General features: G+C 71.4%; 13 protein-coding genes. 2 read left to right on the top strand and 11 right to left on the bottom strand.

What is annotated here, in order from left to right:
- The 9 genes from ADK55_RS25505 to ADK55_RS25540 form a co-directional block, all read right to left on the bottom strand.
- Nucleotides 1-822: histidine kinase (locus ADK55_RS25505; protein WP_199826624.1), on the bottom strand; the 822-nt coding region annotated here is incomplete at its 3' end.
- Nucleotides 823-825: 3 nt separating this feature from the next.
- Entirely contained in the window at nt 826-1,719 is an 894-nt protein-coding gene (locus tag ADK55_RS25510; protein WP_053682141.1) for a DUF5936 domain-containing protein, read from the bottom strand.
- Between the two features lie 13 nt (nt 1,720-1,732).
- Nucleotides 1,733-2,671 (bottom strand): type II secretion system F family protein, encoded by a 939-nt coding sequence (locus ADK55_RS25515; protein WP_053682142.1) that lies wholly within the window; start codon nt 2,669-2,671, stop codon nt 1,733-1,735.
- Entirely contained in the window at nt 2,668-4,032 is a 1,365-nt protein-coding gene (locus tag ADK55_RS25520) for a CpaF family protein (protein ID WP_053682143.1), read from the bottom strand. The genes ADK55_RS25515 and ADK55_RS25520 overlap by 4 nt, the downstream gene beginning before the upstream one ends.
- Nucleotides 4,029-4,364 carry a TadE/TadG family type IV pilus assembly protein gene (locus ADK55_RS25525; protein WP_053682144.1) on the bottom strand — a complete coding sequence of 112 codons (336 nt, stop codon included), beginning with the start codon at nt 4,362-4,364 and terminating at the stop codon, nt 4,029-4,031. The genes ADK55_RS25520 and ADK55_RS25525 overlap by 4 nt, the downstream gene beginning before the upstream one ends.
- 100 nt (nt 4,365-4,464) lie before the next feature.
- Nucleotides 4,465-4,794 carry a TadE/TadG family type IV pilus assembly protein gene (locus ADK55_RS36800; protein ID WP_234350235.1) on the bottom strand — a complete coding sequence of 110 codons (330 nt, stop codon included), beginning with the start codon at nt 4,792-4,794 and terminating at the stop codon, nt 4,465-4,467.
- Between the two features lie 75 nt (nt 4,795-4,869).
- A complete protein-coding gene (locus ADK55_RS25530; RefSeq protein ID WP_078999399.1) occupies nt 4,870-6,150 on the bottom strand; it encodes an AAA family ATPase in 1,281 nt (426 codons plus the stop codon).
- Nucleotides 6,151-6,157: 7 nt separating this feature from the next.
- Nucleotides 6,158-6,859 (bottom strand): Flp pilus assembly protein CpaB, encoded by a 702-nt coding sequence (gene cpaB / locus ADK55_RS25535; RefSeq protein ID WP_053682145.1) that lies wholly within the window; start codon nt 6,857-6,859, stop codon nt 6,158-6,160.
- Between the two features lie 43 nt (nt 6,860-6,902).
- Entirely contained in the window at nt 6,903-7,796 is an 894-nt protein-coding gene (locus ADK55_RS25540; RefSeq protein ID WP_199826625.1) for a hypothetical protein, read from the bottom strand.
- Between the two features lie 360 nt (nt 7,797-8,156).
- Between ADK55_RS25540 and ADK55_RS25545 the strand changes: the two genes are divergently transcribed.
- On the top strand, nt 8,157-9,848 hold the full coding sequence (locus ADK55_RS25545; RefSeq protein ID WP_053682146.1) for a chitinase: 1,692 nt from the start codon (nt 8,157-8,159) through the stop codon (nt 9,846-9,848).
- A gap of 128 nt (nt 9,849-9,976) precedes the next feature.
- The gene (locus ADK55_RS25550; RefSeq protein ID WP_053682147.1) at nt 9,977-11,317 is read left to right on the top strand and encodes a M14 family metallopeptidase; all 1,341 of its coding nucleotides are present in this window, start codon (nt 9,977-9,979) and stop codon (nt 11,315-11,317) included.
- 106 nt (nt 11,318-11,423) lie between these two features.
- On the opposite strand, the gene ADK55_RS25555 is transcribed toward ADK55_RS25550, so the two are convergent.
- Together ADK55_RS25555 and ADK55_RS25560 are read right to left on the bottom strand one after the other, a co-directional pair.
- The gene (locus ADK55_RS25555) at nt 11,424-11,834 is read right to left on the bottom strand and encodes a RidA family protein (protein ID WP_053682148.1); all 411 of its coding nucleotides are present in this window, start codon (nt 11,832-11,834) and stop codon (nt 11,424-11,426) included.
- The gene (locus tag ADK55_RS25560; RefSeq protein ID WP_053682149.1) at nt 11,831-12,661 is read right to left on the bottom strand and encodes an IclR family transcriptional regulator; all 831 of its coding nucleotides are present in this window, start codon (nt 12,659-12,661) and stop codon (nt 11,831-11,833) included. Before ADK55_RS25560 ends, ADK55_RS25555 begins: the two co-directional genes overlap by 4 nt.
- Nucleotides 12,662-12,819: the final 158 nt, after the last annotated feature.

The following is a 12,819-nucleotide window of genomic DNA, read 5'->3' on the forward strand; positions in this document are numbered from 1 at the left end:
GTGCCTGGACTCGGCCGCGGCGCGGCGGGCGGCCTCGGCCACCGTGCGCGCCTGGTGGTGGACCGCGGCCGGGTCGGCGGTGCGGGACAGGGCGTCCGCCGCCAGGGCCAGGCCGTGCAGGGTCTTGGAGACGGAGTCGTGCATCTCGCGTGCCAGGCGGTCGCGTTCGGTGCGGGCGGCCTGGGTCGCGGCAAGGCGGGCGGCGGTCTCGGCGCGGGTCCGGCTCGCCTCGTCGAAGCGGGTGAGGAGGTCCCGCAGGCAGGCCCCCGCCGCCCCCGCGAGCAGGCAGAGAGCGGGCAGCGCGAGGGAGGGCAGGGTGTGGGCGGGCAGCGCGAGGGAGGGCAGACCGCCCTTCGCCGCCGTCAGCGCCGCGACCAGTGCCGCCTGTGCGACCGCGTACCCGGCCGCGCCGCGGCGGTCGTGGAGGAGTCCGGCGAGCAGCGGGGTGCAGAGGCAGACGAGGCCGAGCGGGAGCGCGGGGCCGGCGACGACGAGCAGCGGGGCGACGAGCGCCATGTCCCAGGCGAGCAGCGCCCGGTGGCGCGGGACGAGCGGTCCGAGGCGCTCCCCCGCGCGGAACGCGGCGTACGACAGCGTGAAGGTGAGCAGGAGGGCGCCGGCCGTCAGGTGGGTGGGGCCGCCGGGCGCCGACCGTTCCAGTGCGGCCGGGGCGCCCACGGCGATCAGGGCGAGCCGGAGCACGAGGACGCGCCGCGCGGACGCCCACAGCGCGTTCGTCAGCAGTACGTTCGCCCGCAGCGCGTTCGCCCGCAGTGCGCCCGACGGGTCCGGAGGAAGGGGCGGGCTCAGGGGAGAGGGCATGGCTCAGCCGCCTCCGAACATCGCGCCGAAGTCGATGTTCGCCCCGTACACGAATCCGCAGACGAGCAGGATCAGCGTGCCCGGCAGCATGAACATGGTGACGGAGAAGGTGGCTTTCGGGACGGCGCGGGCGGCGCGGCGGCGGGCGTTCTGGGCGTCCGTGCGGCGCATGTCCTCGGCGATGGCGATCAGGGTCTCGACGATCGGGGAGCCGAGTTCCTCGCCCTGCTGGAGGGCGGTCACGAACTGGGCGACCTGCTCGGAGTCGTTGCGTCGGCGCAGTTCGTCGAAGGCCTGGCGGCGGCTGACGCCCATGTCCATCTGTTGGAGGGTGATGCGGATCTCGTCGGACCACGGGCCTTCGTACTTGTCCGCCACCCGTTCCAGTGCCTGCCGGAAGCCGAGCCCGGCGCTCACCACGACGGCGAGGACGTCCAGGAAGTCGGGCAGGGTGCGTTCGATGTGGTCGCGTCGCACGCGGATCGCGGACCACAGGCCGACCTCGATCCAGAACAGCCCGAACGCGACCATCAGCAGCGCCGGTACGAACTGGTCGTTGATCAACAGGGAGAAGGCGCCGAGCCCGCCCAGGACGGCGTACACGGCCCGGCGGGCCGCGTAGCGGTCGATGGTCAGGCCGGCCGGGTTGCCGGCCATGTCGATCTGGCGGCGCTTGCGGGCGACGCGGTCCTGGCCCATCAGGCGCAGGACGAGCGGGGCCCAGCGGATGCCGAGGCGGTCGACGAGCGAGCCGACGGCGGTGGTGCGGGTGGCGCCGACTTCCAGGGCCAGGGCGAGGTCGCTGGGGAGTTTGACGTCGGCGCGGTAGAGGCGCAGCCCGTACAGGGCGCCGAAGACGGACAGGCCGAGGGCCAGGGCGAGAAGGAGTGCGGTCATCGGTCGCTGCCCCTCACACGTCGATCTTCGACAGGCGCCGGATGAGGACGAAGCCGAGGGCGAAGAGGCCCAGCGCGACGAGGACGGCGGTCTGCCCGATGAACGCCCCCGTCATCCGGTCCAGCGCGCCCGGCATCATCATGTCCACCAGCAGCAGGGAGCCCAGCCCGATGGCCGGCACCAGGTACGCGGTCACGGTCACCTGCGACAGCTGGGTGCGGATCTCCCGCCGCGTCTCCTTGCGCTGTTCCAGCGTCACCGTGAGGTTGCGCAGGCTGCCCACGATGGCGCCGCCGGCGCGGGCCGACAGGACCAGGGTGGAGACGAGGACGACCAGTTCCCGCGAGGGCAGGCGCTCGGTCAGCTCGCCCAGGGACTCCTCGATGGAGTGCCCGATGGCGAGCCGGTCGGCGACCCGGGCGAGTTCCTCCCCGGCCGGGGCCTCCAGTTCCTCGGCGGCGATGCCGATGGCGGTACGCAGTGCCAGGCCCGCCTGTGTGGCGTTGGCGAGGATGCGGGCCAGGTCGGGGAGCTGGTTGATGAACCGCTCCGTGCGGCGGGACCGCTGCCAGTTGAGGAAGGCGTTGGCGGACCAGAGCGCGATCAGTGCGGCCACCGGTCCGAAGAACGGGGCGAGGAACGACGCGAAGACCAGCCAAACCCCGGCCACGGACAGCAGCATGTAGACGAAGAACTCGCCCGGGGTGAGGTCCAGGCCGGTGGTCGCCAGTTTGATCTCGATGCGCCGGCCCAGTCGGGTGCGGCGCAGCCGCCGGTCGATCTCCCGGAAGCGGCGTCCGCGCCCCTGGGACTCGGGGGCGCCGCTCGCGGCGAGGCGCTCGATCAGGGCGGCGCGCTGGGCGCGGCCGGCGGAGTAGGCGTGTACGCCCCAGACCACGAGGAGGCCGGCCAGCAGGGTGGCGCCGAGGGTGAGGGAGACGGTTGTGTTCACAGGATGGTCCGAGTGGTCCGAGTGGTCCGTGCGGTCCGGGTGGCCAGTTGATCGTCCGACATGGCGACCCCGAAGGCCTGGGGAATCGGCTGGTTGTTCATGTAGAGGCGGTCCGCGATCCGGCGGGGCAGCGGGTAGTACTCGAAGTGGCCGTGGACGCGGCCGTCCGGGCCCATCGGCTGGGCCGCGAACCGGCACACGGTGGTGATGCGGAACGGTTCGCGGCCGTGCGAGTCGAGGATGGAGATCTCCGTGATGCGGCGCGAGCCGTCGCCGAAGCGGGTCAGTTGGACGACGACGTTGACGGCGCTGTTGATCTGGTCCTGGAGCGCCTCGAAGGGGATCTCCACCTCCGACATGGACGCCAGGGTCTGGAGGCGCATCAGGGCGTCCTCGGAGCTGTTGGCGTGCACGGTGGCGAGGGAGCCGTCGTGGCCGGTGGACATGGCCTGGAGCATGTCGAGGGTCTCGCCGCCGCGGACCTCGCCGACGATGATGCGGTCGGGGCGCATGCGCAGGGAGTTGCGTACCAGGTCGCGGATGGTGATCCGGCCGCTGCCCTCGACGTTCGGGGGGCGGGATTCGAGGCGGATCACGTGGGCCTGTTGGAGTTGGAGTTCGGCCGAGTCCTCGATGGTGATGATGCGTTCGCCCTCCGGGATCAGGCCGGAGAGGGCGTTGAGGAGGGTGGTCTTGCCGGTGCCGGTGGCGCCGGAGACGATCACGTTCATCTTGGCCTGGATCAGGCCCGACAGGAGCATGAGCATCTGTTCGTCCAGCGAACCGAGGCTGATCATCTCGTGCAGGGTGAACGCGCGGGGGAAGCGGCGGATGGTGAGGGTGGCGCCGGTGAGGGAGAGCGGCGGGATGATGACGTTGACGCGCTCCCCGCTGGGCAGGCGGGCGTCGACCATCGGATTGGCCTCGTCCACGCGCCGGTTGACGGTGGAGACGATGCGCTCGATGGTCTGCATGAGCTGTTCGTGCGAGGCGAAGCGCAGGGGCAGTTGCTCCACCCGGCCGGCGCGTTCGACGAAGATCTGGTCGGGTCCGTTGACCATGATCTCGGAGATCGAGGGGTCTTCGAGGAGCGGTTCGAGGACGCCGAGGCCGAGGGCCTCGTCGACGACGCGGCGGATCAGTTGGGCACGTTCGACGGTGGAGAGGACGGGCCCCTCGCGGCTGATGATGTGGCCGAGTACGCGTTCCAGACGGGCCCGGCGCTCGGTGGGCGCGAGCGCGGACATCTCGGCGAGGTCGATCTCCTCCAGCAGCTTGGCGCGGTACGAGGAGACCAGTCGGCCGTCGTCGCCGTGGCTGTGGCGGTCGTCGGGGGTGTTGACCCGGGAACGCAGGCTCATGGTCCGGTCACCTTCGGGTCGTCGTTGGGCATGGTGGCGGTGGCGGTGGCCGGGTCGATGGGGAGCCCGGGCACGATGGAGTTGATCGTGATGGTCGCGGTCGCGGTGACGGCGTCGGTGGTCGTGGCCACGACCACCTTGGCGCCCAGGCTCGGCTTCACCGCCGCCGCGCCCGCGGCCGCTCCGGCGCCCGGTTTACGGGCCTCGACGCGGGCGGCGGTGCGGGCGGCGGTCTCCGCCTGCTGGTGGACGTAGGCGACCCAGCCCAGCTGGATGCCGCACAGTGCGACGAAGAGCAGGATCGGTATGAACCCGATGTACTCCAGGGCCACTTGACCCCGGTCACGGCCACGGTATCGGCCAAGGTCACGGCCGTGGTCACGGCGCGAATCGGGGTGCGGATCGGAGTGCGGATCAGGGTGCCGGTTCACGTCAGTCCTCCTTCTCCAGCGCGGAGCCGCCCTCGCCCGTGATGGGGACGCCGATGTCGAGGCCGGGGAAGAACACGGGGACGTTGAGGTAGACGGTGGCCTTGTAGATGTCACCGGCCTTCCCGCATTCCGCGGTCATGTTCCAGGCGCCCCCGATGTACTTGCCGGCCGCTGCCACGCAGGCGTCGCGGCCGTGCACCGCCCCGACCCGGGCCGCCTCGTCCGCCGCGTTGCCGGCCAGCGAGAACGCGTACCCGATCAGCACGCACTCCCACACCGCCGCCACGAGCAGCAGGATCAACGGGACCATCCCGACGAACTCGACGGCCACCTGGCCCCGGTCCCGGTGGGCCTCCCGTACCTGACCCCACGACCTAACCCCTCCCCGTCTCCGCGCGGGCACCGGTCAGCCCTCCCGGCCGCGCCGCAGCCGGGCCAGGGGCCCGGACGGCCGGACCGCCAGTTCGGCGGAGCGCGGCGGCGGGACGGCGCCGTCGGCCGATGCCGCGGTGGTGGGGGCGGTGAGCAGGCCGAGTTCGCCGGCCAGGGTCCACAGGGCCTGTTTCACGGTGGAGCGGTTGTCGAGGTCCTGGACGCGGCCCGCGTCGACGACCGCCTGGAGTTCCTTGAAGGCGGCCGGGACGGGGGTGCGGGTGGGCCGGGTCTTGGTGATCTTCTCGATGAGGGCGGGTTGGATCTCGGTGTGCTTGCTCCAGCGGTTGACGACCATGGTGGTGTCCTCGGCCTTGCGGACCTGGAGGCGTTCCCACATGCGGACCAGCCGTTTCGCCGCGCGGACGGAGACCACGTCCGGGGTGGTGACGAGCACGGCGATGTCGGCCATTTCCACCGCTGCCGCGTTGGCGCCGGTCACCTGGGTGCCGCAGTCGATGACGACGAGTTCGTAGCGGCCTCGCAGGGCGGTCACGACGTGTCGGGCGGCGCGTTCGTCGACCTCCTCGCCGCGTTCGCCGTCGGCGGGGGCCAGCAGCAGCGCGAGTCCGGTCCGGTCGTCGTACACGGCGTCCTGGAGGACCCGGGGCGAGATGTCCTGGATCCCGGCGAGGTCGGCGATGGAGCGGCGGAACTGCACGTCGAGGTACGAGCCCACGTCCCCGCCCTGGAGGTCCATGTCCACCAGGGCGGTACGTCGTCCGGAGGCGGCCGCGGCGAGGGCGAACTGGACGGCCGTGAAGGTGGTGCCGACCCCGCCCTTGGCGCCGGCGACGGTGACCACCCGGCCGCCGGGTCCGGCGGGCAGGTCCGGGCCGCGGCCCAGGTGGCGGCGTACGCCGACGGCCCACTGGGCGGCGGCCTGGACGCGCGCGGCGAGTTCCTCGTAGGCGAGGGGGAGCACGATCAGGCCGCGGGCGCCGGAGTCCATGGCGGCGGCGAAGAACCCGGGTGCGGCGTCGGAGGACACCAGGACCACGCCCACGGCGGGGAAGCGGAGGGCGACCTCGCGAATGAGTTCCAGCGCGGGCAGCGGGCCGATCCGCTCGTGGACCAGCACCACCTCGGGCAGGTCGTCGAGGGATTCGGCGGCCAGCCGGGCGAGGGTGTCGAGGAGGGCGGTGGAATCGGGGACCGGGGTGGCCGGCTCGGTGTCCGGGAGCTGGCCGAGGAGGGTGGTGATGGCGCGGGCGGCGTCCGGGTCGCCGGACGCGGGGAGGATTCGGGTGGTCATCCGGGCCTCACTTGTCCCCGTCGAGGGTGTACGTGCGGTCGCTGGGGCTGGGCGCCGAATCGGTGCCGGGGGCCACCAGGGCCAGCCGGACGTGTTCCGCGAAGGATTCGGCGTACGCGACGCGCTGGGTGTCCTTGGTGTTCAGGGCGAAGGTGATCGGGACGGCCTCGGCGGGGCCCTTGCGGTCGCTGTCCTTGTCGAGGGCGGTGAGCTTGCCGACGCCCAGGACGCGGGCGTTGGCGACGATGATCACGGAGCGCGAGGGGTCGGTCTCCTTGGCGCCCTTGAAGGTGGCGATGATGTTGACCTTGGCGCCGGAGGTGATCTTGCCGGCCACGCCGGTGGCGGCGTCGATCATGATGGCGATCTCCTGCTCACCGGGCTGGAGCTGCGGTTTGTCGACGTACATGTCGCTCTGGAGCAGCGAGCCCTTCTTGAGCGTGGTGAGCGCGATCTTGTTCCCGAGTCCGCCGAGGTCGGTGACGGCCGTCTCGGACAGCCACCGTTTGGGGACCGTGACCTGCTCGAACTGGCCGGCCGTGAGCGCGCTGTACGGCGCGATGTCGCCCTTCACGCGGTAGGCGACGACCTCGGCCCCGACCTTGGAGTTGACGTCGCCGATCACCACGAGCACCCCGGCGAACGCCGCGAGGGCGCACAGGATCGACAGGAGGAGCAGGATGACGCCGCGGCGCTGGCGTGAGTTCATGGGCCGTACTACCTCGCCGTTCTTCGTTCGTTCGGGCCGGTGGTCAGGGTCTGGATCGGGATGTCGCGGCCGTGGGCGGTGGGGCCGTCAGCGGGGCGGAGCAGAAGCCGCAGCGGTCGCCGATGAGTTCGAAGCCGCACCATCGGCATTGCTCCCGGCGCACGGAGGCGACCAGTTGGTAGAGGACGGCCACGTCCGGGATGGCGGCGCCGAACTCGACGAGCTTCGACGTGGCCCACCAGACGGGCGAGTCGGCGGGCAGCGGGTTCTCCATGACGCCCTGCACCTGCCAGGCGGGGGCCAGTTCGGCGGTCACCCAGTCGGAGGCGAGTTGGCCGCGGGCGAAGGTGAGGTGGGTCGCGAAGCCGGGGCCGGCGGGGAGTCCCGCGGCGGCGCCGCCCGCACTGTGGGCGCCCGAGGACCCGGAGGTGCCCAGCCTGGCCAGGTGCGGGGTGGGGTGGGCGAGTACGGCGAACTGGGCGCTCGGTGACCAGGACCTGGCGTGCGCCTTGAGGCCGACCGGCACCCGGTCCAGTTTGGCGACGCTGCCGAGCAGGGCGCCCGCGTAGATGTAGTGCGGCAGCAGGCGGGCCGCGGAGGCCAGCACCCCGGGGCTGAAGTCGCAGACGCTGAGCTGGCGGAGCTGACGCACCAGCAGGGCCGTTCCCAGGGGCGGCAGATCGACGTCGAGGAGCGCGATCCGGTCGGTTTCGAGAATGGCCCGTACGGTGTGCAGCCGGCGGATGGTGGCGAGCGGCAGCCAGGGCGGTACGACGACCACGAGGTGGCCGTGTCGCTCCAGGAGGGCGGCGGTCTCGGCGAGGGCTCCGTCGAGGTCGACCTGGTCGGGCGGGCGCAGGACGGCGGCGGTCGGGGTGTGGCGGTCGGGGGCCGGCAGCACCAGATCGGCACTGGTGACAGCAATGGCGGTCGGCACGCGAATCCCCCCGTTCACCCTGTACGTCACGGGCGTTCCCACCCCCGTCACGCAGTCCCCACGTACGCGCACGACTGCGCGACGGCAAACGATCCGCGCAGCTCCCCCTTGCCTCAGCACCATATCCGCGTCCTCCCTGGCAGGGCAGGGCCTTGCGGATTCCCGTGCGCGGGAGCAGAGGGCGCAGGTGGCGAGAAATCCGGACATCGGGGATCGGCACACGGGTGACGTAGAGGTCATTTCAAGCCACATTGCCAAGACCCTTGACACCGGGATTGGTCTGGACCAACTTGGCTGCGGGGTACCCCACTTGCCCCTGTCACGCCTTTCACATCCCCTTCTCCCCCCACCGGAGCCTTCGTGAACCGCATACGCTCCCTCGCCCTGTTGGGCGCCGCCACCCTCGCCGCCGGAGGTCTGACCGCCCTCACCGCCGGTACGGCGCAAGCCGCCGACGTCAACGTCGCCCGGAACGGAGGCTTCGAGTCCGGCCTGTCCGACTGGTCCTGCACCGGCGGCGGCGGCGCCGTCGTGTCCTCCCCCGTCTTCGCCGGGGCCGGCGCCCTGAAGGCCACCCCGGCGGGCTCGGACAACGCCCGGTGCAGCCAGACCGTCACGGTCAAGCCGAATTCCACGTACACGCTGAGCACGCAGGTGCAGGGCTCGTACGTGTACCTCGGCGCGACCGGGACCGGCACCCAGGACGTGTCCACCTGGACCCCCGGCACGGGCGGCGGTTGGCAGAAGCTGTCGACCACCTTCTCCACCGGCCCCAACACCACCCGGGTGACCGTCTACACGCACGGCTGGTACGGCCAGCCGGGCTTCCTCGTCGACGAGTTCAGCGTCTTCGGCCCGGACGGGGGCGGCGGCACCGATCCCGGCCCGAGCGTCCCGGGCGCCCCCGCCGGGGCCGCCGTTTCCGGCCAGAGCGCGAACGCCCTCACTCTTTCGTGGAACGCGGTGGGCAGCGCCACCGGCTACCACGTCTACCAGGACGGCGTCCGCGTCCAGACGGTCTCCTCGGCCTCCGCGCAGATCTCGGGCCTGGCCGCCTCGACCTCGTACTCCTTCCAGGTGAGCGCGTACAACGCGGCCGGCGAGGGGCCCAGGTCCGCCGCGGTGACGAGCACCACCACGGGCGGCGGCGGCAACCCGAATCCGGGCGTTCCCAAGCACGCCCTGACCGGCTACTGGCAGAACTTCAACAACGGGGCGACCGTCCAGAAGCTCTCGGACGTCTCGGCGCAGTACGACATCATCGCCGTCTCCTTCGCCGACGCCACGACCACGCCCGGCGGCATCTCCTTCAACCTCGACTCGGCGGGCCTCGGCGGCTACACGGTGCCGCAGTTCAAGGCGGACATCGCCGCGAAGAAGGCGGCCGGCAAGTCGGTCATCCTGTCCATCGGCGGCGAGAAGGGCACCATCTCGGTCAACGACTCCGCGTCCGCCGACAACCTCGCCAACTCCGCCTGGGCGCTGATGCGGGAGTACGGCTTCAGCGGGATCGACATCGACCTGGAGAACGGCCTCAACCCGACGTACATGACGCAGGCGCTGCGCTCGCTGTCGGCGAAGGCGGGCCCCTCGCTCGTCCTCACCATGGCCCCGCAGACGATCGACATGCAGTCCACGCAGGGCGGCTATTTCAAGACGGCGCTGAACATCAAGGACATCCTGACCGTCGTCAACATGCAGTACTACAACAGCGGCGCGATGAACGGCTGTGACGGCAAGGTCTACTCCCAGGGCTCGGTGGACTTCCTGACCGCGCTGGCCTGCATCCAGCTCGAAGGCGGCCTCGCCCCCTCTCAGGTGGGCATCGGCGTGCCGGCGTCCCCGAGCGGCGCGGGCAGCGGCTACGTCTCCCCGACCATCGTGAACAACGCCCTGGACTGCCTGGCCCGGGGCACGAACTGCGGTTCGTTCAAGCCGTCGAAGACCTACCCGGGGCTGCGCGGCGCGATGACCTGGTCGACCAACTGGGACGCCAAGGCGGGTGGCACCTGGTCGAACGTGGTGGGTCCGAAGGTCCACAGCCTGCCGTAGGCGGTAGGGGTGGGGGTGGCCGTGACCGCGGTCACATTGGCCGGTTTCGAATTCTTGACCCGGACATGCCATGAGAGCACGCTGTGCGCGTCCGCACGGCACCCCCACCTCCCCACCCAGGAGAACGCATGCGGCTCCACACCCGCCGAAGGGCCGCCGTCACGGCGGCCCTGCTGGCGCTCGCCCTCGGCGCACCCGCCTACGGCCTGAGCGCGACGGCGTCCACCCCACCCACCCCGTCGACCGCGACCCAGGACGAGGCGATCGTCCAGTACGAGATCCAGGGGCCGTCCACGGCCGTCGAGCGCACCGCCCTGCTCCGCACGGGCGCCTCCATCGACGAAGTGGACGCCCGCTCGGTGGTCGTCAGCGCCGACCCGATGCAGGCCAAGAGCCTGCGCGCCCTCGGCTACAGACTCACCGCGCTGCCGGGGCCGCCGGACCGCTCCGAGCGCGGCGTCGCGGCGAGCCCGATGGACTTCCCGTCCGCCGACTCGAAGTACCACAACTACGCCGAGGCGAACGCGGAGATCGACCAGCGCATCGCCCAGTACCCCGGGATCATGAGCAAGAAGGTCATCGGGAAGTCCTACCAGGGCCGGGACCTGATCGCGATCAAGATCAGTGACAACGTCGCGACCGACGAGGCCGAACCCGAGGTCCTCTTCACCCACCACCAGCACGCCCGTGAGCACCTCACGGTCGAGATGGCCCTGTACCTGCTCAAGGAGTTCGGCTCCAAGTACGGCACCGATTCCCGCGTCACCAACGCCGTCAACGGCCGCGAGATCTGGATCATCCCCGACCTCAACCCGGACGGCGGCGAGTACGACATCGCCACCGGTTCCTACCGCTCCTGGCGCAAGAACCGGCAGCCGAACTCCGGCTCCTCGTACGTGGGCACCGACCTGAACCGCAACTGGGACTACAAGTGGGGCTGCTGCGGCGGTTCCAGCGGCAGCAAGAGCTCCGAGACCTACCGCGGGGCCGCCGCGTCCTCCGCGCCCGAGGTCAAGGTGGTCTCCGACTTCGTCCGCAGCCGGATCGTGGGCGGCAAGCAGCAGATCAAGGCCGCCATCGACTTCCACACCTACAGCGAGCTGGTGCTGTGGCCGTTCGGGTGGACGTACAACGACACCGCGCCCGGTCTGAACGCGGACGACCTGGCGGTGTACAAGAAGATCGGCACGAGCATGGCCAACAGCAACGGCTACACGCCGGAGCAGTCGAGCGACCTGTACATCACCGACGGGACGATCGACGACTGGCTGTGGGGCAACCAGCGGATCTTCTCCTACACCTTCGAGATGTACCCGTCCGAGTCCGGGGGCGGCGGCGGCTTCTACCCGCCCGACGAGGTGATCGACCGGGAGACGGCGCGCAACAAGGACGCCGTGCTCCAGCTCCTGGAGAACGCGGACTGCATGTACCGCTCGATCGGCAAGGAAGCGCAGTACTGCACGCAGTGACCTGACCGCCGCTCCACCCCGACGGGGGCGCCCCACCGCCAGGGGGGCGCCCCTCCCGCGCCCCTCCCGCGCTTCGGCCGCGCGCGGGCCCCCGCGGCGGCCCGCGTCAGCCGAGGACGGCCAGCGCGTCGATCTCGATCAGCAGCCCTGCGGGCAGGCCCACGTACACGGTGGTGCGGGCGGCCGGGGCCTGCTTCAGGCCCTGCTCCTCGAAGTAGGCGTTGTAGAGCGCGTTCATCTCGCCGAAGTGGTCCGTGTCGGTCAGGTAGACGCGGATCATCATCACGTCGTCCCAGGTCGCACCGCCGGCCTCCAGCACGGAACGGACGTTCTCCAGCGTCCGGAGGGTCTGGGCGCGCAGGGTGGGCCCGGCGGGGGTCGGCGGCTGTCCCTCGACGTGCGGGAGGAAGCCGACCTGGCCGGCGACCTGGAGCAGGTTCCCCTTGCGCACGCCGTGCGAGAACCTCGCGGGCGGGGTGGTGTGGGTGTCGGGGGTGATGGCGATCTTGTCGGTCACGGCGTGTCCTCCTGTGCGGGTTCCTGTACGGGTTCCTGTGCGGGTTCCTGTACTGGGCCTTGGTCGGCGTCCTGGTCCGGGTCCCGGGCGGCGCCCGAGTACTCCCGGCTGATCGTGTCGGCGCTGCGGCGCACCAGGGGCAGCAGTTCGAGCAGCGCGTCGGCGCCGACCACCACGGTGGGCGCGGAGACCGACATGGCGGCGACGACCCGCCCGTCCGGCCCGCGCACGGGCGCGCCGACGCAGTTGACGGACTCCTCGTGACCGCCGAAGTCGGTGGCCCAGCCCTGTTCCCGCACGAGGTCCAGCTCGCGCAGGAAGGCCTGGGCGTCCGGGGTGGAGCGGGCGGTGTAGGCCGGGTAGTCGATCCGGTCGGCCAGCGCCCGGCGTTCGGCCTCGGGCAGGTCGGCGAGGAGGAGCTTGGCGACGGCGGCGACGGTGAGCGGGACGGGCCTGCCGATGCGGGAGTACATGCGCACCGGGTAGCGGCTGTCGACCTTGTCGACGTACACGACCTCGTCGTCCTGGTGGAGGGCGAGGTGCACGGTGTGGCCGGTGAGCCGGTTGAGCTCGACCAGGTGCGGGTGGGCGATCCCGCGGATGTCGAGGTTCTCGATGGCCTCGGCCGCGAGGGCGAAGATGCGGGCGCCGAGCCGGTAGCGGCCGTCCTGCTGCCGGTACACGAAGCCCTGTTCGTGCAGGGTCCGCAGCAGTCGCAGGGCGGTGCTCTTGTGCACGCCGAGGTCCTCGGCGACCTCGCCGAGGCCGGCGGGGCCCCGGGCCAGCGCGGGGAGGATCCGCAGGGCCCGCTCCACCGATTGGCTCACGCCGTGTCCTCTCGCAGCGGGCCGCCGTCGCGGGCTCCCGCGGCGGGGAACGGAAGGGGAACGGAACCGACACCGTTGACCCGTCGTCATCCGGGATGTTAGACAGCCACAGGCACCACCCGCAACGCACGTTGCGTCACACGCAACGCGAGAGGATT

It is taken from the genome of Streptomyces sp. WM4235 (assembly GCF_001279725.1).
GTDB lineage: Bacteria > Actinomycetota > Actinomycetes > Streptomycetales > Streptomycetaceae > Streptomyces.